At 65.9% G+C, this 21,429-nt stretch carries 19 protein-coding genes; 9 read left to right on the forward strand and 10 right to left on the reverse strand.

From position 1 onward, the window contains the following. The first annotated feature begins 213 nt into the window (after positions 1–213). Both atzD and AC0L23_RS21940 read left to right on the forward strand, forming a co-directional pair. Positions 214–1,326 carry a cyanuric acid amidohydrolase gene (atzD, locus tag AC0L23_RS21935; protein WP_085349583.1) on the forward strand — a complete coding sequence of 371 codons (1,113 nt, stop codon included), beginning with the start codon at positions 214–216 and terminating at the stop codon, positions 1,324–1,326. A 124-nt stretch (positions 1,327–1,450) separates the two neighbouring features. Continuing rightward, positions 1,451–2,920, forward strand: a complete 1,470-nt coding sequence (locus AC0L23_RS21940) for an amidase (RefSeq protein WP_085384401.1) — start codon at positions 1,451–1,453, stop codon at positions 2,918–2,920. A gap of 38 nt (positions 2,921–2,958) precedes the next feature. Here AC0L23_RS21940 and AC0L23_RS21945 read toward each other — a convergent pair whose 3' ends face one another. Beyond that, the gene (locus tag AC0L23_RS21945) at positions 2,959–3,279 is read right to left on the reverse strand and encodes a hypothetical protein (protein WP_027565258.1); all 321 of its coding nucleotides are present in this window, start codon (positions 3,277–3,279) and stop codon (positions 2,959–2,961) included. 148 nt (positions 3,280–3,427) lie between these two features. Between AC0L23_RS21945 and AC0L23_RS21950 the strand changes: the two genes are divergently transcribed. Then, the gene (locus AC0L23_RS21950) at positions 3,428–4,336 is read left to right on the forward strand and encodes a PaaI family thioesterase (RefSeq protein ID WP_085360493.1); all 909 of its coding nucleotides are present in this window, start codon (positions 3,428–3,430) and stop codon (positions 4,334–4,336) included. A gap of 69 nt (positions 4,337–4,405) precedes the next feature. Further along, a complete protein-coding gene (locus AC0L23_RS21955; protein WP_018453646.1) occupies positions 4,406–4,771 on the forward strand; it encodes a hypothetical protein in 366 nt (121 codons plus the stop codon). Here AC0L23_RS21955 and poxB read toward each other — a convergent pair. From poxB to AC0L23_RS21970, 3 genes are all read right to left on the reverse strand, one after another. Beyond that, on the reverse strand, positions 4,768–6,504 hold the full coding sequence (gene poxB, locus AC0L23_RS21960) for a ubiquinone-dependent pyruvate dehydrogenase (RefSeq protein ID WP_085360495.1): 1,737 nt from the start codon (positions 6,502–6,504) through the stop codon (positions 4,768–4,770). The two genes, AC0L23_RS21955 and poxB, sit on opposite strands and share 4 nt — an antisense overlap. 80 nt (positions 6,505–6,584) lie before the next feature. Then, positions 6,585–7,217: a 2-dehydro-3-deoxy-6-phosphogalactonate aldolase gene (locus AC0L23_RS21965; RefSeq protein ID WP_085360497.1), complete on the reverse strand. Its 633-nt coding sequence runs from the start codon at positions 7,215–7,217 to the stop codon at positions 6,585–6,587. Between the two features lie 13 nt (positions 7,218–7,230). Continuing rightward, the gene (locus AC0L23_RS21970) at positions 7,231–8,145 is read right to left on the reverse strand and encodes a 2-dehydro-3-deoxygalactonokinase (protein ID WP_085360499.1); all 915 of its coding nucleotides are present in this window, start codon (positions 8,143–8,145) and stop codon (positions 7,231–7,233) included. 239 nt (positions 8,146–8,384) lie between these two features. Here AC0L23_RS21970 and AC0L23_RS21975 point away from each other — a divergent pair, with 239 nt between their 5' ends. Further along, positions 8,385–9,482, forward strand: a complete 1,098-nt coding sequence (locus AC0L23_RS21975) for an LLM class flavin-dependent oxidoreductase (protein WP_085360501.1) — start codon at positions 8,385–8,387, stop codon at positions 9,480–9,482. Positions 9,483–9,539: 57 nt separating this feature from the next. After that, complete coding sequence (locus tag AC0L23_RS21980) at positions 9,540–10,109, forward strand: flavin reductase family protein (RefSeq protein WP_085384404.1); 570 nt, start codon at positions 9,540–9,542, stop codon at positions 10,107–10,109. Positions 10,110–10,299: 190 nt separating this feature from the next. Here the strand turns inward: AC0L23_RS21980 and AC0L23_RS21985 are convergent, their stop codons facing one another. The 4 genes from AC0L23_RS21985 to AC0L23_RS22000 form a co-directional block, all read right to left on the reverse strand. Further along, the gene (locus tag AC0L23_RS21985; RefSeq protein WP_085384405.1) at positions 10,300–12,180 is read right to left on the reverse strand and encodes a sigma-54-dependent Fis family transcriptional regulator; all 1,881 of its coding nucleotides are present in this window, start codon (positions 12,178–12,180) and stop codon (positions 10,300–10,302) included. A gap of 109 nt (positions 12,181–12,289) precedes the next feature. Continuing rightward, on the reverse strand, positions 12,290–15,595 hold the full coding sequence (locus AC0L23_RS21990) for an acetyl-CoA carboxylase family protein (RefSeq protein WP_473357433.1): 3,306 nt from the start codon (positions 15,593–15,595) through the stop codon (positions 12,290–12,292). 126 nt (positions 15,596–15,721) lie between these two features. Beyond that, positions 15,722–16,387, reverse strand: a complete 666-nt coding sequence (locus tag AC0L23_RS21995; protein ID WP_085360507.1) for an aspartate/glutamate racemase family protein — start codon at positions 16,385–16,387, stop codon at positions 15,722–15,724. Positions 16,388–16,399: 12 nt separating this feature from the next. Next, positions 16,400–18,082 carry a methyl-accepting chemotaxis protein gene (locus AC0L23_RS22000; protein ID WP_085349591.1) on the reverse strand — a complete coding sequence of 561 codons (1,683 nt, stop codon included), beginning with the start codon at positions 18,080–18,082 and terminating at the stop codon, positions 16,400–16,402. 440 nt (positions 18,083–18,522) lie between these two features. Between AC0L23_RS22000 and AC0L23_RS22005 the strand changes: the two genes are divergently transcribed. Together AC0L23_RS22005 and AC0L23_RS22010 are read left to right on the forward strand one after the other, a co-directional pair. Then, entirely contained in the window at positions 18,523–18,873 is a 351-nt protein-coding gene (locus AC0L23_RS22005) for a hypothetical protein (protein ID WP_240543218.1), read from the forward strand. Between the two features lie 12 nt (positions 18,874–18,885). After that, positions 18,886–19,359, forward strand: a complete 474-nt coding sequence (locus tag AC0L23_RS22010; protein ID WP_018453635.1) for a hypothetical protein — start codon at positions 18,886–18,888, stop codon at positions 19,357–19,359. Between the two features lie 3 nt (positions 19,360–19,362). Here AC0L23_RS22010 and AC0L23_RS22015 read toward each other — a convergent pair whose 3' ends face one another. Continuing rightward, positions 19,363–19,962 (reverse strand): TetR/AcrR family transcriptional regulator, encoded by a 600-nt coding sequence (locus tag AC0L23_RS22015; protein ID WP_085384407.1) that lies wholly within the window; start codon positions 19,960–19,962, stop codon positions 19,363–19,365. A gap of 110 nt (positions 19,963–20,072) precedes the next feature. On the opposite strand from AC0L23_RS22015, the gene AC0L23_RS22020 reads away from it, so the two are divergent. Next, positions 20,073–20,450: a tautomerase family protein gene (locus tag AC0L23_RS22020; protein WP_026232569.1), complete on the forward strand. Its 378-nt coding sequence runs from the start codon at positions 20,073–20,075 to the stop codon at positions 20,448–20,450. Positions 20,451–20,460: 10 nt separating this feature from the next. On the opposite strand, the gene AC0L23_RS22025 is transcribed toward AC0L23_RS22020, so the two are convergent. Further along, positions 20,461–21,426, reverse strand: a complete 966-nt coding sequence (locus AC0L23_RS22025; protein WP_085349593.1) for a CobW family GTP-binding protein — start codon at positions 21,424–21,426, stop codon at positions 20,461–20,463. Positions 21,427–21,429: the final 3 nt, after the last annotated feature.

The raw sequence follows: 21,429 nt of genomic DNA on the forward strand, positions 1-21,429 counted from the left end.
ACCAGGGGGCGGGGCCCGCGCGCCACCTTGGGTTTTTTTCGCCTCGCTTGGCGTTCCCGCAAAATGGGGGGGGGCTCCGCCCCGGGCCCCGGCCGTGGGGGGTCCGTGCTTTCCCCCGGCACGACAATGGGGATTGCCTCGACACCTTGACAGGCGCCCCGGTTCAGCGGCTGTTTTGTCTGCCGGACTCCTGAACTTCATGTGAGGATTATAATGCGGACGACATCGGTCGGCGTCTTCAAGGTCGCCACCAGAGGCCCCGGCGACGTCTCCGGATTGATGAGCATGATCGGCTCCGGCGCGATCGATCCGGCATCCATCCTGGCGATCCTCGGCAAGACCGAAGGCAATGGCGGCGTCAATGACTTTACCCGGGAATATGCCGTTGCCGCGCTGTGCACGGCGCTGGCGCCGCAGCTCGGGCTGTCGCCGCAGGAGGTCGAGCAACGCATCGCTTTCGTGATGTCGGGCGGCACCGAGGGCGTGCTCAGCCCGCACATCACGGTGTTCACGCGCCAGGACATTCTACAGCGCCCGGCAGGCCTCTCCGGCAAGCGCCTGAGCATCGGCATGGCGCACACGCGGGATTTTCTCCCTGAAGAGCTCGGCCGCTCCGCTCAGATCACGGAGACAGCCAAGGCCGTGAAGGCCGCGATGGCGGATGCCGGGATCGCCGATCCCGCCGACGTCCATTTCGTGCAGATCAAATGCCCGCTGCTCACCAGCGAGCGCGTCGAAGCGGCGAATGCGCGCGGTCACAAGACAGCGACGACCAGCGCCTACAGTTCGATGGCCTATTCGCGCGGCGCTTCCGCGCTCGGCGTTGCGGTCGCGCTCGGCGAGATCGCAACCGGCGTTCGTGATGAGGACGTGCTGCGACGCTACGATCTGTTCTCGAACGTCGCCTCGACCTCGTCCGGGATCGAGCTCATGTATAACGTCGTCATCGTGCTCGGCAATTCGATGTCCTCGACGAGCGAATTCGAGATCGGGCATGCCGTGATGAGCGATGCGATCGACGCCGCCGCGGTGCTTGCGGCGCTGGAGAGCGTTGGGCTCCGTGCCGGGCAACAGACGCCGACCGGCAGCAAGCTTGTCAACATCTTCGCCAAGGCCGAGGCCTCCCCTGATGGCAGCGTGCGCGGCTTCCGCCACACCATGCTCGAAGATACCGATATCAGCTCGACACGCCACGCCCGGGCTGCCGTTGGCGGGTTGATTGCCGGCCTCGCCGGCACTGGTGCGGTCTACGTCTCCGGCGGCGCCGAGCATCAGGGCCCAGCCGGCGGCGGGCCGGTCGCGGTGATCGCAAAGTTCTCCAATTGATGCGCGCGCATGCAATTCGGGATTACCTCTCCATCCGGCGCAACCCTGCCCTTCGCGCCGCTCAGTTGATTAAAGTGTTCCTGTGCGAAACTAAGATGGCGGCGCACGAAGAGGTTTGGATCGCATGACTTTCCCGATGAGCTGGAACGAATGGGCGCAGCACGATGGCGTGGGGCTGGCCGCGCGCGTCCGCAAGGGCGAGCTCACGGCAAAGGAGTTGGCGCGCCAGGCCGCCGCGGGCGTCGCCAAGGTCAACCCGGCACTGTCGGGCGTGGTCGAGCTATTCGATGACGTGATCGCCGATCCGGCCAAGGACGGCGCCAATCTCGCCGGCCCGTTCGCAGGCCTGCCCTTCCTGATGAAGGACCTCGGCCCGACCATGAAGGGCCGGCTCCAGGAGATGGGCTCGCTGTTAATGCGCGGCAATCGCGCCAGCGCCGACACGTTCCTGACCGGCAAATTCCGCCAGGCCGGACTGAACCTGATCGGACGCACCACGACACCGGAGTTCGGCGTCTGCAGCTCGGCCGACAATCCGGCCGTCTATGTCACGCGCAATCCCTGGGACACCGACTACACCACCTGCGGCTCGTCGGCCGGGAGCGCCGCAATGGTCGCGGCCGGCGTGGTGCCGATCGCACACGCGACTGATGGCGGCGGCTCGATCCGCATTCCCGCCGGCGTCAACGGCAATATCGGCTTGAAAGTCTCGCGCGGCGTGTTCTCGCTCGCACCGCACATGTCCGATCTCACCGGCCTCGTCTCGATCCAGGGCTGCCAGTCGCGCTCGGTGCGCGACACCGCCGCCTTCGTCGATCATGCAAGGGGAGCGGCGCCCGGCGAATTCATGCCGTTCTGGACCACAGCGCAGCCCTATTCCGAGATGATCAAGCGCGATCCGTCAAAGCTTCGTATCGCGCTGTCGCACACCTGGGGCGACTACACCGCGACGCCCGAGATCGCGGCCGAGCTGGCGAAGGCCGGCCGCTTCCTCGAAGGCCTCGGCCATCACGTCGACTACGCCCTGCCCGAACTCGACTTCCGCGCCGCGTTCGAGGCGCAGACCACCTGCTACATCTCGAATTTTGCCGTGGTGATCTCCAACATGCTCGCCGCGCGCGGACTGGAACGGCCGCCGGAAGATCTCATCGAACCCATGAATATCCGGATCTGGGAAGCCGGCCGGCATACGAGCTTCGCCGAGCGGGCGAAGATGCAAGGCGTGTTCAACACGACCTCGCGCGCCTTCGGCGCCTTCTTCGAGCAGTGGGACGTGATCCTGACCCCGATCACGGCGCTGCCGACGCCGAAGGTCGGCACCCGGGAATATCTCACCATCTCCGACAACCCCGACGTGCTCGACTGGTTCGGCAATCTTTGGCGCTTCTTCGCCTTCACGCCGCTCGCCAATCTCTGCGGCATGCCGGCGATCTCGATGCCGATGGCCACGCAGGACCACGGCCTGCCGCTCGGCATCCAGGCGATTGCGAAACAGGCCAATGACGGCCTCCTGCTGCAACTCGCCGCCCAGATCGAGCGCGCGCTCGACGGCAAGTGGAACGACGGCAGGAAGCCGAAGGTGCATGTGAGCTGAGCGAGTTGATCGCATTAACTTGCGATCCGCGAACGGCCTCAGTTCTTCACCGAGGGAATTTCCTCCGGCCGGGGCTGCTGCTGGCCCTGCTGGTACATTGCCAGCGCCTTTTCGAGCGCTTCGCGCAGAGCCAGCGCCGCGGCCACGCTGCAACGCAGATGCGCGGTCTGGACCACGTCAACCCTGACGGCGGCGCCGACCGGCATCAGAAGGTTCGCCGCAAGCTCGATCTGAATCGCGCCGTTGTGGTGGCCGAAGCAGGAGGCACCGTCGAAATAGATGATCGGCGCCCGCTCCGAGCTCGATGTCGAAATGATGACGGGCCCCTGGCTGGTGGCGGGCGTTTCGGGATCGGCCATGGGCACTCCTTACGGCTGGTCGAACGAACGAGGCGCCCACCATCGTTGCTTCGGCCCGCCCTGTCGAGGCCAAACCGCCCCCGGCACCCGCCGTGGGACGCGCATCCGGGGTTTTGCGCCGCGCCCGCCACTGGTCTAGAACGTCCTCATGTCCCGCTCACCGACCACACTTTCGTTCGAGGACCTCGCCGAGGCGATCAAGGGTCGCCGCTCCGATTACGGCCAGATCAGCGGGCTCCAGCTCGACCGCTTCGCACCGCGCGAAGCCTGGTCCAGCCTGCCCTACCGGCCGGTCTTTGTCGGTGACACCGAGACCGGCGTCCTGCATGGCGGGGTCGTCACCGCGATGCTGGACGAGAGTTGCGGCATGGCGGTGCAACTCGCGCTGGACGGCACAAGCGCGATCGCGACGCTCGATCTGCGCATCGACTATCAGAAGCCGGCAACGCCGGGCCTCGACATCAAGGCGCATTCGGTCTGCTACCGCACCACGCGTTCGATTGCCTTCGTGCGCTCCACCGCCTATCAGGAGTCCGAGGACGATCCGGTCGCGACCGCGACCGCCTGTTTCATGATCGGCGCCAACCGCACCAACATGCTCGCGGATCGCAGGATGGATTCGCCCGGCATCCCGAGGCTGGAGGCGCCGGACGATCCGGAAGGCCCGTTCGCCAACAGCCCGTTCGCACGCTGCCTCGGCATTCGCGTCAACGACGACGGCACACTGACGATGCCGTTCTCGCCAAAGATCATCGGCAATCCGATTCTGCCTGCGATCCATGGCGGCATGACCGGCGCCTTCCTCGAAACCACCGCGATCTTCGGAGTGGCCCGTGAACTCGGCGCCACCGCACTGCCCAAGCCGATCGGACTGACCGTCAACTATCTGCGCTCCGGCCGCGCGCTCGACACGTTCGCCAACGTCTCGATCGTGAAACAGGGCCGGCGCATCGTCGCCTTCGAGGCACGGGCCTGGCAGGACGATGCGAACAAGCCGATCGCCACAGCCTTCGGCCATTTCATGCTGCGGCCGACGCCCGGAAACGACGAGGAATAGGCGCATTTTCCCTTGACGGCCAAGGTCTGGGCCACAACGATAGCGCGTCCCCTCACGAGAGGTATTGGCTTGCGGCATCCGCTCGACATCATCGCCATGTTCGCCGCGCTCTGGCTGCTGGCAGCGATGGTGCTCGACGCGCTGACGCCGAAGGAGCTGACGACGGTGATGATCGGCATCGCCATCGGACCCGCCGTCGTCATCACCGCCGTGTTCTACTATCTGCGCTGCCCGCGCACCGATTTCGCGGTGATGTTCGCCGCGCTTTGGCTGATCTCCGACATCGGCATTGCGTTCATCTCGCCGGCGCAGCTGCCGCATTTCGTGATCGCGCTCGGCTTCGTACCGGCGCTGCTGATCGGCATCGTGCTGCACTGGCAACGCTTCCAGCGCCGCCATGAGCGGCTGCCCGTGCCGTCGGTCAAGCGGGGTTAGCGCGGCAGCAAATTGGTCTTGGCGAGATCGACGACCTCGTCGCCGCGTCCGTTCATCACGGCTCGCAAGACCCAGAGGCTGAAGCCCTTGATCTGTTCGGGCGTGATGGTCGGCGGCATCGACAGCTCCTGCTTGGCGGTGACCACATCGAGCAGCGCCGGTCCGTTGTGAGCCAGCATGTCCTTCACCGCGCCCGGGAGCTCGCCGGGATCCTCGACCCGCCTTGCGAAGATACCCATCGCGCGCGCCATCGCCGCGAAGTCCGGATTCTCCAGATCGACATTGGTGTCGACGAAACCGGCCGCCTTCATCTCCAGTGCGACGAAGCCGAGCACGCCGTTGTTGAAGATGACCACCTTCACCGGCAGCTTCATCTGCGTCAGCGTGATCAGATCGCCCATCAGCATGGTGAAGCCCCCGTCGCCGGAGAGCGAGATCACCTGCCGGCCGGGCTGCGCGGCCTGCGCGCCGATCGCCTGCGGCATGGCGTTGGCCATCGAGCCGTGCACGAACGAGCCGATCAGCCGGCGGCGTCCGTTCATCTCGAGATAGCGCGCGGCCCACACCGTCGGCGTGCCGACATCGGCGGTGAACACCGCATCATCGCTCGCATGGTCGCTGATGACCTTTGCCAGGTATTGCGGATGGATTGGTTTGCTGCCCGGCGTGCCCTTGGCGAGCGAGTCGAGGCCTTCGCGCGCTTTCTTGTAATGCGCGATCGCTTCGTCGAGGTGCTTGCGCTGCGTCTTGGATTTCAGAAGCGGCAGCAGCGCCTCGAGGGTGAGCTTGACGTCGCCGACGAGGCCGAGATCGATCTTGCAGCGGCGCCCGAGATTTTCCGGACGGATGTCGATCTGCGCGATCTTGGCATCGGTCGGGAAGAACTGCTTGTAGGGAAAATCGGTCCCGAGCATCACCAGCGCGTCGCAGGCGTGCATGGCAGCATAGCCGGAGGAGAAGCCGATGAAGCCGGTCATGCCGACGTCGTAGGGATTGTCGTATTCGACATGCTCCTTTCCGCCCAGCGCATGCACGATCGGGCTCTTCAAGGCTTCCGCAAGCTGCATCAGCGGCGCATGCGCGCCGGTGCAGCCGCGACCGCAAAACAGGGTGATGCGCTCGGCGCCGTTCAAGAGGTCCGCGAGTGCCTTCAGTTCATCGGCCTGCGGCATAACCTTCGGCGCCGACAGCGCAAGGCCACGCGCCGTCGACAGCGCGCGCTTGGGTGGGCTGCGGAACGCGACGTCGCCCGGCGTGGCGACAACGGCGACGCCGCGCATGCCGACCGCCGCGCGGATCGCGTTTTCCAGCACGTAGGGAAGCTGACTCGGATCCGAGACCAGCTCGCAATAATGGCTGCACTCGCGGAACAGGTTTTGCGGATGCGTCTCCTGGAAATAGCCGCTGCCGATCTCGGCGGTCGGAATTTGCGCGGCGATCGCCAGCACGGGAACGCGGCTGCGATGGGCGTCGAACAGGCCGTTGATCAGATGCAGATTGCCGGGACCACACGAGCCCGCGCACACCGCAAGGCTGCCCGTCATTTCCGCTTCCCCGGAGGCGGCGAAGGCCGCGACCTCCTCGTGCCGGACATGGATCCATTCGATCGTGCCGCGCCGCCGCAGCGCTTCGGTCAGCGCATTGAGACTGTCGCCGACGATGCCGTAGATGCGCTTGACGCCAGCCTGTTCGAGCGTTGCCACGAACAGATCGGCCACGTTGTTGATTGCCATGTCGGTCTCCTGATCTCGCCTCTGCGGCAAGATAGGATAACGCGCAACCGTGACGGCATCACGGCTTGTTTATTGCTGCTTCAGTCTTTCGCAATCGCCCGATCGTAGGCCGCGATCGTCAATTTTGCGCGAGCGGCAACGTCCGTTACCGTCATGCCGGGCTTGTAGAGGTTGGAGCCCAGCCCGAACGCCGTCGCGCCACCCTCGATGTACTCCGCGAAATTCTGGTCGGAGACGCCGCCGACGGCGGCGATCATCACGCCGGCCGGCAGCACGGCGCGGATCGCGGCGATGCCGGACGCGCCGAGCACGCTTGCCGGAAAGAACTTCAGGCCAGAGGCGCCGGAGCGCGCGGCCAGCAGCGCCTCGGTCGGCGAAAACACGCCCGGCAACGTGACCATGGCGTATTGGTGCGCACGTGTGAGCACCTGCGTATCGACATTCGGCGAGACCATCAGCTTGCCGCCGACATCGTTGAGCCGATCGACATCCGCTGTGGTCAGCACCGTGCCGGCGCCGATCAGCACGCCGGCCGGCGCGAGCTTGACGGCGGTGGCGATGGAGCGGAACGGATCGGGCGAGTTTAGCGGGATCTCGATCGCGGTCATGCCGGCCTCGATCAGCACGCCGACGATGGCCTGCGTTTCCTCGGGCTTCACGCCGCGCAGGATCGCAAGCAGTGGCCGCTTCATCGCCGGAAAGGGAACGCTCATTTCAACAGTCCTCTCATTTCGTCCAGATCGCGGCAGCCGCCATCGACAGACCGCGGCGGACCGCTTCATCGGCATCGACGGGGTTCACGGTGACCGACAACGCATCGAAAGCCAACTTGTACAGCATCGCGAGCCGCCCCGAGGCAATCAACGTAATGCCTGCTTTCGGCACGGCGCCGGAGAGCCCGGCGGCCAGCTCGATGCCGATCAAAGTGCCCGACAACGTTTCGCGCGCCGCGGCCGGTGTGCTCCCGAACAGAAGCTGACGCGAGCGCGCGCTGAACAGAAAATTGGCCGCGAACGACGGCGCCTCATACGCAGCTCTCACCGCCGCCTTGAAGCTCGCGACGTCCTCGGCGTCTTCGGCGCCTGCGACCGCAAGCGACAAGATCGTCTCGCGCGACACAACGCTGAAGAGCTCGCCGGTCATGAAGGTGGAGAAATGCGCGATCGTATCGTCCTTCAGGCGTACCCATTTCGAATGCGTGCCGGGCATGCAGACCAGCGCCTCACCTGCGGCATCGAGACCAAGCGCGCCGAGCAGCTGCGTCTCCTCGCCGCGCATCACGTCCGGCGCTCTTGTATCGCGCTGCGCGATACCCGGCAGGATGCGGATATCGTGTGCTTCGCCCGGCACGTGCGCGGCCTGCTCCAGGACGGCCGCGAGCGGCGCGGGTGTATCGACATATCCGGCTTCGACCCAGCCCGTCTTGGCGCCGGCCATGCCGCAGACCAGAACCGGCAGATGAGCTGGTGCTTCGACGGCGGCAAGATGGGATTGCAGCACGGCCGCGAAGCCGGTCTTTGCCGCCGCCAGCATGCCCTCGCCGCTGCGGCGTTCGGCCAGCACTACGCCGGTACGATCGATCAACCAGAGCCGGAAGCTGCTGGTGCCCCAGTCCACCGCGACGTAAGCGGGTTCGGTCATCTCGGTTCTCGTCCTCGTCTCACCGGCAAGACGCCGTCTCGCGACAATGAGACGACGGCCCGCAAATTCGCCACGGGATATCGGCTATTGCCGCCGCAAACCAGCGTTTTCTCGCGGGACTGAGCCGCTGTAGCGCTGGCACACCGCTTGCGGAGCGGTGGCACACCGCTTGCTCAAGCAACCCTGCTCACGTCCGTGAACCGCGCAATAAGACGCGTCAACATCAGATGAGGAAACCCATGGAGATCGGCTATTTCACGATGCCTTCGCACCCGCCGGAGTGCGGCCTGAAGGAAGGGAACGACTGGGACCTGCAGGTCATGCGCTGGCTCGACGAGCTCGGCTATCAGGAGGCCTGGGTCGGCGAGCACCATACCGCGCCCTGGGAACCCAATCCCACGCCCGATCTGCTGATCGCGCAGGCGCTGATGCAGACCAAGAATATCCGTATCGGGCCGGGCGGCTTCCTGCTGCCCTATCACCACCCGGCCGAGCTCGCCAACCGCGTCGCCATGCTCGATCACCTCTCGGGAGGTCGGCTCAATTTCGGCGTCGCGGCGAGCGGCCTGCCGAGCGACTGGGCCATGTTCAATGTCGACGGCATGAGCGGACAGAACCGCGACATGACGCGCGAGGCGCTGGAGATCATTCTGAAGATGTGGAGCGATCCCGCGCCCTGGACCTACAAGGGCAAATTCTGGACGGTGACCAAGCCGGACACGATGTTCGACTTCTTGAAACCCCACATCAAGCCGTTGCAGACGCCGCACCCGCCGATCGGCGTCGCTGGGCTCTCGAAGAACTCGGACACGCTGAAGCTCGCCGGCGAGCGCGGCTTCATTCCAATGAGCCTCAACCTGAACCCGGCCTATGTCGGCAGTCATTGGGATTCGGTTGTAGCCGGTGCCGCCAAGACCGGGCGCAAGCCGGACCGGGCCGATTGGCGGCTGGTGCGCGAGGTGTTCGTCGCCGATACCGACGAGGAAGCGTGGCGGCTCTCGACCGGCGACATGATGGGCCGGATGATGGGCGAGTACTTCCTGCCGCTGCTCGGCCATTTCGGCTTCAAGGACTATCTGAAGCACGCGCCCGACGTGCCCGATAGCGACGTCACCGTCGAATATTGCGCCAAGCGGAACTGGATCGTCGGCTCGCCAGCGACCGTCGCCGAGAAAATCGAGAAGATCTACGAGGAGGTCGGCGGCTTCGGCGTGCTGCTGGTGTTCGGCTTCGACTACAAGCACAAGGCTGAAGCCTGGCATCACTCGCTGTCGATGCTGAAGAACGAGGTGATGCCGCGCCTGAAGCATCTCGGCTCCGCGAAGAAGGCGGCTTGACCCGGCGCGGGTGCGGCGCGATCGTGCCGCACCCGCATCCATTTCGGAGATTTCCGCGTGAGGGTGGACGCCAGTGCTTTCGACGCTAAGGATTTCAAGCAGGCGATGCGCCAGTGCGCCGGCGCGGTCGCGCTGGTGACGGTCGGCGCCGAGCACGGCAAGCGCACGGGGCTGACGGTGACCTCGGCCTGCTCACTGTCGGACTCGCCACCATCCCTGATCGTGTGCGTCAACCGCAACGCCAGTGCGCACGCGCGCATCCGCGAGGAAGGCGCGTTCGCGATCAACTTCCTGCACGAGGACCACGCCCTCCTGGCGCTTACCTTCAGTGGCCAGAAGGGCGTCAATGGCGACGACCGTTTTGCGTTCGGGGAGTGGACGCGCGGGGTGACCGGCGCGCCGGTGCTGAGCGATGCGGTCGCCGCATTCGACTGCGTGCTGGCGCAGGAATTCGAGACCAAGACGCATTCGATCTTCGTCGGCGAGGTGCGCGGCGCATCGCATTCCGACGGGGCGGCGCCGCTCGTGTATCTGCGCAGCAGCTTCCACGCCCCGCGCGAAATCCGCGGCACCGTAACAGTCGGCGACCTCGACTCGCGACATCTGAGCTGGAGCGATTTTTCGTAGAGAGCGCCAGCAGGCTCGCTGCCGCTCCCGTCTCTCCTTGCGGGAGAAGGTGGCGCGAAGCCCCGGATGAGGGGTATCTCTCCGCGGACTCAGAAGCAAGAGAGTCAAGTGCGGAGAGATACCCCTCGCCCGTCTCGCCGCGTTCGCGGCTAGCCGCCCTCTCCCGCAAGGGGAGAGGGAAGAAAGATCGCTACTGCGTCGTCTCGATCTTCAACTGCTTGATCTTGCGATACAGCGTGGCGCGGCTCAGCTTCAGCGCGCGCGCTGTTTCCGTCACGCGGCCGCCATGCTTGCGCAGCGCCTCCACGATCGTAGCGCGCTCCGCCGCTGCCAAATCCGGCTCCGCCGCCCTTCCACCAAACGGCGGCAGATCGAGGTCGGCATCGGTGATGACGCCGTCCTCCGCCGTGCAGCCGGCGAGCCGCAGCACATGCCGAAGCTGGCGCATGTTGCCGGGATAGGGATAGGCCGCGAGCCGCGCCCAGGCCTCGTCCGAGAGCGAGCAATTCGGCGCCTCCTCGTGAGCGATCTGGCGGATGACGTCGTCGCGGTCGGCGCGCTCGCGCAAGGCCGGCAGCCGCACCTCCATGCCGCGCAGACGGAAATAGAGGTCGGTGCGGAAGGCGCCCTCCTCGGCCATGCGGCCGAGATCGCGATGGGTGGCGCTGATCAGGCGAATGTCGACCGGCACGGGCTTCAGCGCGCCGAGCGGCCAGACTTCGCGGTTCTCCAGCACCCGTAGCAGCCGCGTCTGCAGCGCGATCGGCATGTCGCCGATCTCGTCGAGGAACAGCGTGCCGCCGTCGGCCTGCACGATCAGGCCCTTCGAGCCGTCGCGGCGCGCGCCGGTGAAGGCGCCGGCCTCGTAACCGAACAGCTCGGCATCGATCAGGCTTTCCGGCATCGCCGCGCAGTTAAGCGCGACATAGTTGTGGCGTGCGCGATTGCCGCCTGCGTGAATGGCACGGGCGAACACATCCTTGCCGACGCCGGTCTCGCCATGCAGCAGCACCGGCAGATTGCGATCGCCGATGCTTCTAAGTCGCTTCACGCTCCTGATCAGGCTGGGATCGCGTCCGGCGAGCCGCTGCAGCGCATCGAAGCGATCGACCGGTGCATCGCGGCGCGGCGCGAGCGGACGGGTCGAGGCCCTCGCCCGCAGCGGCGGCGCGACATGGCCGTGCCCTAGTGAACTGCCATCGGCCCGGCGCAGCTCGACGAGATCGTCTGCGTCGCGCGCGGCGGGATGGTCGAATTTGACATAGCGCGACAGATCGATGCCGGCTGCGATCAAGCCGTCGGTGAGACCCAGCAGTGCGCGCGCCGAACGGCAGGCGCCGACGATGCGGCGATCGTCGTCATAGGCGAGCAGGCCGCTGCCGCCGTCGCCCGGCACGGTCGCGATCCAGGCGTTGCGGAAATGACTGCGGAAGATCGCGCCCTCCATGCGCCGCGTTGCCTCCATCGTCACCGCGAGCGCAAGCTGATGTGCGGTGCGTTCGAGGTCCTCGCGGCAGGAGGTGATGTTCACGGCGCCTGCGAGCCGTCCCGCCTGGTCAAACAGCGGCGTCACGGCGCAGGAAAACATGTGCCACTGCGCGCGAAAATGCTCGTCGCGATGCACCAGGATCGGCTTCTGCTCGGCGAGCGCGGTGCCGAGCCCATTGGTGCCTTCGGAGGCCTCGGAAAAATTCGAGCCTGTGTAGATCTTCCAGTCCATGAATAGTCGTGCGTCGGCCTCGCCGGGCAGGCGGCTGAACAGCATGGTTGCGTTCACGTCTGCCAGGTTGACGCAATAGCCGGCACCGCGCAGTATCCGGGCGAGGTCGTCGAGCTCCGGTGTTGCAAGCCGGATCGTCTCCTCCATGGGTTCGGCGACGTGACGGATCTCGACTTCGGTGAGCGTCTGCGGCGGCCCCTGACGGCCGGGATCGAGCTTGTGGCTGACCAGGCAGCGCCGCCAGGAATTGGCAATGCGCGAAGAGGCATCGACGTCGGCCAAGCGGTCTGTAACCTGATTGGCGACGGACAAGACACGGGCGACATGGTTCGAGGCCGAAAGGCTGGCCATCGCGGACGTCTCCACCCTGCGTTATTGTGCAAAGTCTGGCACCGCAGGCGGGGATGTCAATCGGGAACCGGGAACGCGGCGAAGCGCAATCAGAATTGCTGCACCGCCCTCACCACGTATCAATACAGGGCCGCTTCTTCCCAGTCCGCGCCGGCGGCTTCGGCACCGAGCGCAGGCCCGCCATGATCCAGCGCCTGGTCTCGGCGGGGTCGATGACGTTGTCGATCTCGAACACGGAGGCGATCGAGACCGCCTTGCCGTTGGCATAGAGCTCGGCGACCTTGTTGCGATAGTAAGTCTCGCGCTCGACGGGGTCGGCGATCGCCTCCATCTCCTTGCGGAAGCCGAGGCGGACGTAACCCTCCAGGCCCATGCCGCCGAACTCGCCGGTCGGCCACGCCGCGGTGAAGAATGAGGCGTGGAAGCCGCCGCCGATCATCGACTGTGCACCCAGCCCATAGCCCTTGCGCAGCACGATGCCGAACAACGGCACAGTCAGGCTCGCGCCTGTCACGAACATGCGCGAGACGTGACGCACGATCGCCGTCTTCTCGGCTTCCGGGCCGACCATGAAGCCGGGCGTGTCGCACAGCGAGACGATCGGCAGATCGAAGGCGTCGCAGAGCTGGAGGAAGCGCGCGGCCTTGTCGCCGGCATCGGCGTCGATCGCGCCGCCGAGATGGCGCGGATTGTTGGCGATCAGGCCGAACGGTTTCTCTTCGATGCGAATCAACGCTGTGATCATGCCGACACCGTAGTCGCGGCGCAGCTCCAGCACGGCCTCCTTATCCGCGACGAGGTCGATCACGCTGCGGATGTCGTAGACGCGCAGTCGGTTCTCGGGGATCGCGCGGCGCAGCAGGCGCTGGTCGGCGGCCTGCCACTCCGTCACCGCGCCCTGGAAATAGGATAGGTATTTTTGCGCAACGGATGTTGCCTCCTCTTCGTCTTCGACGAGGATGTCGATCACGCCGTTCGGCGACTGGAACGTAACAGGACCGACCTCGGCCGGGTGATAGACGCCGAGCCCGCCGCCTTCGATCATCGCGGGGCCCCCCATGCCGATCGAGGCGTTCTTGGTCGCGATGATGACATCGCAGCAGCCGAGCATCGCGGCATTACCGGCGAAGCAATAGCCGGAGACGATGCCGATAACCGGCACCAGACCCGAGAGCCTTGCGAACTGCACGAAGGACGGACCATCAAGCCCGGTCATGCCGAGCCGGTCGGTATCGCCGGGGCGGCCGCCGCCGCCCTCGGCATAGAACACCAGCGGCACGCGCCAGTCTTCCGCGAGCGTCAGCATGCGGTCGATCTTCTTGTGGTTCATGTGGCCTTGCGTGCCCGCGAGCACGGTGTAGTCGTAGGCCACGACGATGCAGCGCCCGCCTTCGGGACCGAACTTCTCGGCGTTCACGGTCGCGACGCCCATGACGAGGCCGTCGGCCGGCGTGTTCTTGACGAGATCGTCGAGCTTGCGCCGGCGCCGCTGCGCCGCAATCGCAAGGCTGCCGTACTCCATGAACGAGTCGTCGTCGACGAGCTGCGCGACATTCTCGCGCGCGGTGCGCTGATTGGTGTTGCGGCGGCGCTCGACGGAGGCAGGGCGATTTTCGTCGAGCGTGTTGGCCTGGCGGGCGATCAGTTCGGCGAGATCAGGACGGATGTGGTCGAGATCGACATCGGTTTCCGTTGCCGACGCGTCCGCCGCAACGTCGAGCGGCTCCAGATACATGATCGGCTCGCCATGCATCAGCGTGATACCGTCGCCGGCGAGTAGCTTCGTGACGCGGCCGCCCTGCTCGGCCATGACCAGATGTTCCATTTTCATGGATTCGATCACGGCGAGCTGCTGGCCCGGGCGCACGACCTCGCCTTCCTTCACCTGAATAGTGACAATGGTCCCCTGCAAGGGTGCCGCGACCATCACTGTGCCTTCGGGCACGGTCTGTGCCGTATGCGCCTCGGTGCCGGGACCGCCGTTTCGCTCCGTCGCTGCAAAATAAAGTGGTTTGGCCGCGCCATCCGCGGCTTCGACGAGCTTGCCCATGTTGCAATCGATGAAGTCGGTCGCGATGCGGTTGGACCTGAAGTCGGGATGCGCCAGCACCGCCTGGAGGAAGGCGATGTTGGTGATGACGCCGTCGATCCGAAACTCGCGCAAGGCGCGCGAAGCCTTGGCGACCACGTCGTGCCAGGCTTCACCGGGCGTATGCACGATGACCTTTGCCAGGAGCGAGTCGAAGGCGGCGCTGGTCTTGTAGCCGGCATACCCGAAACTATCGACGCGGACGCCGGGACCCGACGGCGGTTCGAACACGGCGAGCACGCCGCCGGTCGGGTGCGTCGCCCCCAGCTCGTCCAGCGTCTCCATGTTGACGCGCAACTGCATGGCATAGCCGCGCGGTTTCGGGATCGAGCCTTGCGCCAGGCCGATCGAGGCAAGCGAGGCGCCGGCAGCAACCGCGAGCTGGGCGCGGACGAGGTCGAGGCCGAGCACCTCTTCCGTCACGGTGTGCTCGACCTGAAGCCGCGGGTTGGCCTCGATGAAGGCAAAACTGTCTTCGGCGGCACCGTCGACCAGGAACTCGAACGTGCCGAGATTGTCGTACGACGCGGCCACGGCGAGTTGCTTCGCCGCCGCGATGATACGGCCACGCAAGCCGTCGCTGAGCGACGGGCTCGGCGCCACCTCGATCAGCTTCTGGTGTCGGCGCTGAATGGTGCATTCGCGCTCCCAGAGGTGGGAGATCGCGCCGTCGCGATCGCCGATGATCTGCACCTCGATATGGCGCGCCTGCCGGATCAACCGCTCGGCATAGACGCCGTCGAAGCCGAACGCGGCCTTGGCCTCGGACTGGCAGCGCGCATAGGCCTCCGCGAGATCGGCAGCGCGCTCGACCACGCGCATGCCGCGCCCGCCGCCGCCGGCCATTGCCTTGATCACGATCGCCGCGTTGCTGCCGAGCGAGGTGAAGAACGCCGCGATGTCCTCCAGCGAGGACGGCCCGCTGGTGCCGGCGATGATCGGGACGCCGCAGCGCTTTGCCAGTTGCCGTGCCGCCACCTTGTCGCCGAACAACTCGAGCGCCGCGGCCTGGGGCCCGACGAAGGCGATGCCTGCATCGGCGCAGGCCTTCGCGAACGCAGCGTTCTCGCTGAGGAAGCCGTAGCCGGGATGCACGGCGTCGCAGCCTGCGCTCTTCGCCGCCTTGACCACGGCCTCGATGTCGAGATAGGCCCGCGCGCCGCGACCGGGGATTTCGACGGGCTCGTCGGCAACCCGCACATGCAGCGACATCGCATCGTCCGCGGGATGGATCGCGACCGTCGCGATGCCGGAATCGGCGGCGGCGCGCGCGATGCGGATGGCGATCTCGCCGCGATTGGCGATCAGGAGCTTCTTGAACGACATGCAGCGTCTCCATGCCCGCGTGCCCAAGCGCGGGTCGGCAGGTCCCATGGTTCTGCTTCGTCACTTTAACCGAGGCCGTCAAGGGCAAGAACGCGGTCCCGACGACCGTTCCCGCGGGCCGGAATTTCAATCGGTCGCGCGCGCCGTGATGAGGCGAATAATCCGCGCCACGGCAGACGGGATCGGCGCGATGATCGGCACGGTGAACATCGGCTGAAGCTCGCGCGCGGCTTCGCCCAGCGGACCGCCACCGATGACGACCGCCTCCGCGCCATCCTGCGCGATGCAAGCCTCGACCGCGCCGGCGAGTGCTGCGCGCAATCGCGCCGGATCGCGCATCAGGTCTTGCGGATCGCCTTTGGCGAAGCGGGCGCCGGTATAACGCGATCGCAACCCCAGCGCTTCCGGCACGGCGTCGATCTTCCCTTCCAACAGCGGCGTCGTGGTCGCCACGCCGAAGCGGCGGCTGTTCTCGGCAGCTGCGAGCATCGAGGACTCGCCGATGCCGACCGCCGGCAGTTTCATCGCGGCCTTGATCCCGGCCAACCCAGGATCGCCGAACGCCGCGACGATGATACCGTCGCATGCATGCCGGTGTGACTGCGCGATCTCCAGAACTTCGGTGGAAGCTGCATCCAGCGTATCCGGCGTCACGATCATTTGCGGCGCGCGCGTTGCGGTCGCGCCGTCGATGTCGAAGCCGTCCACGGCGGCTGACCTCGCGATGGCGACCATCATCGCTGTGGTCGCCACAGAACTGTTCGGATTGATCAGAAGGATGCGCGCGCTCATCCTTCTGCTATACTAGGCCGCCCGTACCCCCGCAACGAAAGCGCTGACTTCGTTTTCCAGCGATTGCAGCTTCTGCGACAGCCGGCCGCTCGATTGCAGCACGAGGCCGGCGGCCTGGCCGGTCTCCGCCGTCGCGTCGGTCACACCCGAGATGTTCTGCGAAACCTGGTCGGTGCCGGAGGCGGCCTCCCGTACGCTGTGCGCGATCGCCGCCGTCGCGGCGCCCTGCTCCTCGACGGCTGCGGCGATCGACGAGGAAATTTCGTTGACCTCCATGATGGTCTTGCGAATGCTGTCGATGTTGCCGACCACCTGGTTGGTCTCGGCCTGGATCGCCGATATCTGCGCGCCGATTTCGTCGGTCGCCTTCGCGGTCTGGCTCGCCAGCGACTTCACTTCGCTTGCCACCACCGCAAAACCCTTGCCGGCCTCGCCGGCGCGCGCCGCCTCGATGGTGGCGTTGAGCGCGAGCAGATTGGTCTGCGAGGCGATCTGGTTGATGAGGTCGATGACCTCGCCGATCTTGTGCGCGGCTGCAGCAAGTCCCTGCACGGTGTCGTTGGTGCGTTGACCGTCGGCGGCGGCCTTGTCGGCCACGCTTGCAGCCTGCGCGACGCGCTGGCTGATCTCGGCGATCGAGGACGACAGCTGCCCGGCGGCGGAGGCCACCGTCTGCACGTTGCTCGATGCCTGCTGGCAGGCGGTGGCGACGAGGCTCGCACGGTCGGTCGCCTTGTCGGCGGTCTCGGACATGCCCTGCGCGGCCTGCTGCATCGCGCGCGCCTCCTTGAACACGTCGCGGACGACGGCTTGAACGTTCGCTTCGAACTTGCCGGCGAGGTCGGTCATCGTCTTGCGCTTCTCCTCGTCGGCCTTCTGCTTCGTCTCCTGCTGTTCGGCGTGCATGCGGCCGACCGCCGACGCATTGTCCTTGAACACGGCGAGCGCCTTGGCGAGCCCGCCGATCTCGTCGCGACGATCGGTATGGGGCACGTCGAACGCGCTGTCGCCGGCGGCGAGGCGGTCGGTCAGTGCCGTGATCTTCGCCAGCGGCCGGGTCACGCTGCGGCCGATCACGAAGGAGGCGCCGAGCACGAGCACGAACACGACCAGGCACACCAGGGCGAAGGTCATCGCATTCTGGCGGAAAACGGCGTCGACGTCGTCGAGATAGATCCCGGTGCCGATGATCCAGCCCCAGGGCGCAAAGCCCTTCACATAGGAGATTTTCCCGACCGGCTGGTCGAAGCCGGGCTTCGGCCAGAGGTAGCTGTAGAAGCCCGCGCCCTGCTTTTTGACGACGTCGACGAAGCCGACGAACAGCGCGTTGCCGGACGGATCCTTCATCCCGGAGAGATCCTTGCCGTCGAGTTCGGGCTTGATCGGATGCATGACCATCTTGGGGGTCATGTCGTTCAGCCAGAAATACTCGACCTTGTCGTAGCGCAGGCTCTTGATCTCCGCGATCGCGCCGGCCTGGGCCTGCTCGCGCGGGAGTTTTCCTTCGCTCTCGAGCTTCTGGTAGTGCGCCAGGATGCCGTAGCCGACGTCGACCAAGTGCTGCGTCTTGGCCTGACGATCGGCGATCATCTGCGCGCGCAAGGTCGAAAGCGCGATCGGCGCCAGCGCGATCATGCCAAGGAGGCTGATGCCGACAATCAGGACCAGCTTGAAACTGATGCGGGAGAAAAACATTGGTGCTCGCAAGATTTGGAAGGCTGATATGCCAGTTTATCCCGCGCCCCTTAGCAAAGCTTTAAGCATTCGGGTTCCCCCACCCCGCAAAACTCCATGCATCCTACCGGCATGCCGCAGACGGCTCGCAGGCTCGCGAGGCTGGCTGCATCCGAGATGCGAACTCTTCAAAACTAGAAGACCTCGACATCGCCCCTCCGAGCGTTGACTTGCAGGGGGCTCTGACGGAACGATCGGCGCAGATCATCGGCGCCAGCCGGGGCATGGGCGCAGCCGGAGGCCAGAGGCTCAATGCACCAATCGACATCGACAGGGTCTCTCGACCTTCCGGCGCTGAGCGCAGCGGAGCGGCTCTTCATTTGGGGATTTCGGGCCAAGGCGCGCAGCGGAAGCGCCGTTCCGACCGCGGCCGACATCCAGCAAGTGACGACCATTTTGGCGTGGGCGACGCCGTGCCTTCGCTGGAATCCATCATCGAGATCTTTGCCTGCACGGCGCATACGGCCATCGCGGTGCACTGCCCGACCTGCCCCCGCATGTCCGACAGCGAGCACAGCATGTTACGGGCGATCGCGGCCGCGCAGAAAGAGCGCGACGATATCGCGCGCGAGCAGTTCGAATGCTGGCTGCCGCCGGTCGGCGCCGATTGGGCTCTCGCACCCGTGCGGGGGCTTGCAACGATGTTCCGCATGGCGGGTCTCATCCTGCCCGACCGGCACGTTCCGTCTTTGGACCATGACCAGACGATGGCGATGAAGAGCTGGCTGGTCGGAAGCCCCACGTTGCACTGACCGGGATCGCGCATGATGCAGGATAGTTGCGGCTCTGTGCCTGTCACGGAAGCCGGCCAGGCGCGGCTCTGTCCGCTTCAGGCCGCGCTTGCGACGCGGCCTGACGTCGAGAGTTACGATGATTTTGGCCGCGTCACGCTCTCGCTGTTCCGGTTCATCGCTGCCGCCTATGCGACCGGCGCGTCCGATTGCTGGGAGGCGGCCTATCGCTTTGCCGACGAGGCGCCTGGCATCACCGACAGTCCGCTGCTGGTCGCACGCGTTGCCGCGCTGGTCAGAATCCTGCGCAGCGGCCGGCCTTGCCAATTGTGCTTCATGCCGCCATCGTGCCGGCGCCTGTCGAAGGACGAGGCGGAATTGATGCGGCTGCTGGCGGTCGCACGCGGCAAGCAGCCGGGCGAGCTCCAAACTGTCGTCTGCCAGTTCGTCGGCAACGAGAACGAGACCGTGACGACGCGGGCGGTCAACGCGCTCGCGGTCTGCTGACCCCTAGCCGCCCTTCCTGCCGAGCACGAGATCGATGGTGTGGGACGCGATCTTGCGCAGCTGGGGCTCGTCGCCGAAGGCACGTTCGAGCACGGCGAGGCCGCGCGTCACCGTGATGATGTGCAGCGCTGCGGACGCGGAATTGCCGTTGAATTCACCGCGCGCCGCACCCGCCGACAACGTCTCCTGAACCAGAACGGTGATGCGCGAGATGAGGTTCGCGAAGGCCTGCCGCGCCTCCTCGTCGAGCCCCTCGCCTTCGGCCGCGCCGAGCTCCATCAGCCCGCGCGTCGTCGGACATCCGCGCGGGGGCGTGCCGGCGCGGAAGTTGCTGATGGTCAGGTCGAAGAACGCGGTGAGGCGTTTTCGCAATGAGCCCGCACCCAGCGCCTTTTGCAGGGCGACGAGATAATCGCCCGCGTAGCGCTCGTAGGCCTGGACGAACAGCGCCTCCTTGCTGCCGAAGGCGTTGTAGAGGCTACCGCGCTGGACACCGGCGTCGCGCGCGATATCCGACAGCGAGGTGCCGCGGACGCCCTTGCGCCAGAACTGGTCGAAGGCGATACGCAGGACATCGTCGTGGTCGAACTCGCGCGGCCTCAAGCTTTGCTCCTACCAAGCATATTTGACACGATGTCAAAAACATGATTTCCTGACGCCGCGTCAAAAACAAACTGGGGCCGATGCGCCCTTTCGTCAATGAGGATTTCGCGATGCCTCTCCTCCACATTTCGATGCGCGCCGGAAAGCCGGAAGTCTACCGGCAGGCGATCCTCGACGGCCTCTACCGCGCCATGCGCGAAGCGCTGAACGTCCCTGAAGGCGACGAGTTCATGACCATCAGCGAGCTTTCGCCCGCGAACTTCCGCTGCGGCAATGCCTACGGCGTCACGCGCAGCGACGATGCCGTGCTGATCCAGATCACCGTGTTCGCCTCGCGCACCCCCGAGCAGAAGAAGGCCCTGTACCGGCGGATCGCGGACCTGCTCGGCGAAAAACCGGGCCTCCGCCCCGAGGACGTGTTCGTCAATGTCCTCGATGCGCCCGCGGAGAATTGGTCCGTTGGAAACGGCATCGCACAATTCGCCTGAAGCGGCAGCTTCAACGATCCGCAACGCAGGTCTCCATGATCCCGTCGAGCTCCGCCTTCGAGAGCACGCCTAGCTCGACGATGAAGACAATCCGCGCGCACGGCAGAGCCGGGGCATCGCCAACGGCGAGCGCGGCATCGCTAACGGCGAGCGCGGCATCTGCAGGGGCGAGCGTGGCGCGGCCGGCCGCGAATTGAAACACCATCCGGCGCCCGGGCTGCTCGACGGTCTCCAACAGGCCTTTTGCCCGCGCGAGTTTTGGCGCGAGGCGGCCGATGGCCTGCTGCAAGCGGGCGAGCGAAAGTGGCTGGTCCGAGGTCCAGCTCAGGGTTTCGAAGCGTTGCTCTGCCGGACGTTTCGGTCCGGGTTTGCGCGGCGCGGGCGCACGATCGACGGTCGCGGGAAACAGCAGCGCGGACGGAATCTCGCCGTGCTGCGCGTCGACCACCACGGCAGGAACGCGCTGCGCGCGGATGGCCTCGCGGATACGCGCGCCCGCACCCTCATCCGCCAGATCCAGCTTGCTCAGCGCCACGATGTCGGCGACGCGCAGCTGCGAACGGTGCAGCGCGTCGTCGAGAGCGGCCGGCGGTGTCGCCGTGTCCATCACGCAGAGCACCGTTTCCAACGGCGCTTCGCGCAGGATCACGGGATCCATCAAATTGCGGACGATCTCGGCGGGATCGGCGACGCCGCTGGTCTCGATGACGATGTATTCCGGCTTCGGATCACGCCGCAGCAGCGTCGCAAGCGTGCGCAGCAGGTCGCCTTCGAGCGAGCAGCAGATGCAGCCATTGGCGAGGCTGACCACGCCGTCGCTCGCGCCCGCGATCAGCTCGGCATCGATGTTGATCGCACCGAAATCGTTGACCACAGCGGCGATTCGCCGCCCCTCCGCATGCGCCAGCAGATGGTTCACGACAGTGGTCTTGCCGGCCCCCAGAAAGCCCGTCACCAGGAGAATGGGGACCGGCATGTC

It is taken from the genome of Bradyrhizobium sp. MI1.4, from assembly GCF_055811315.1.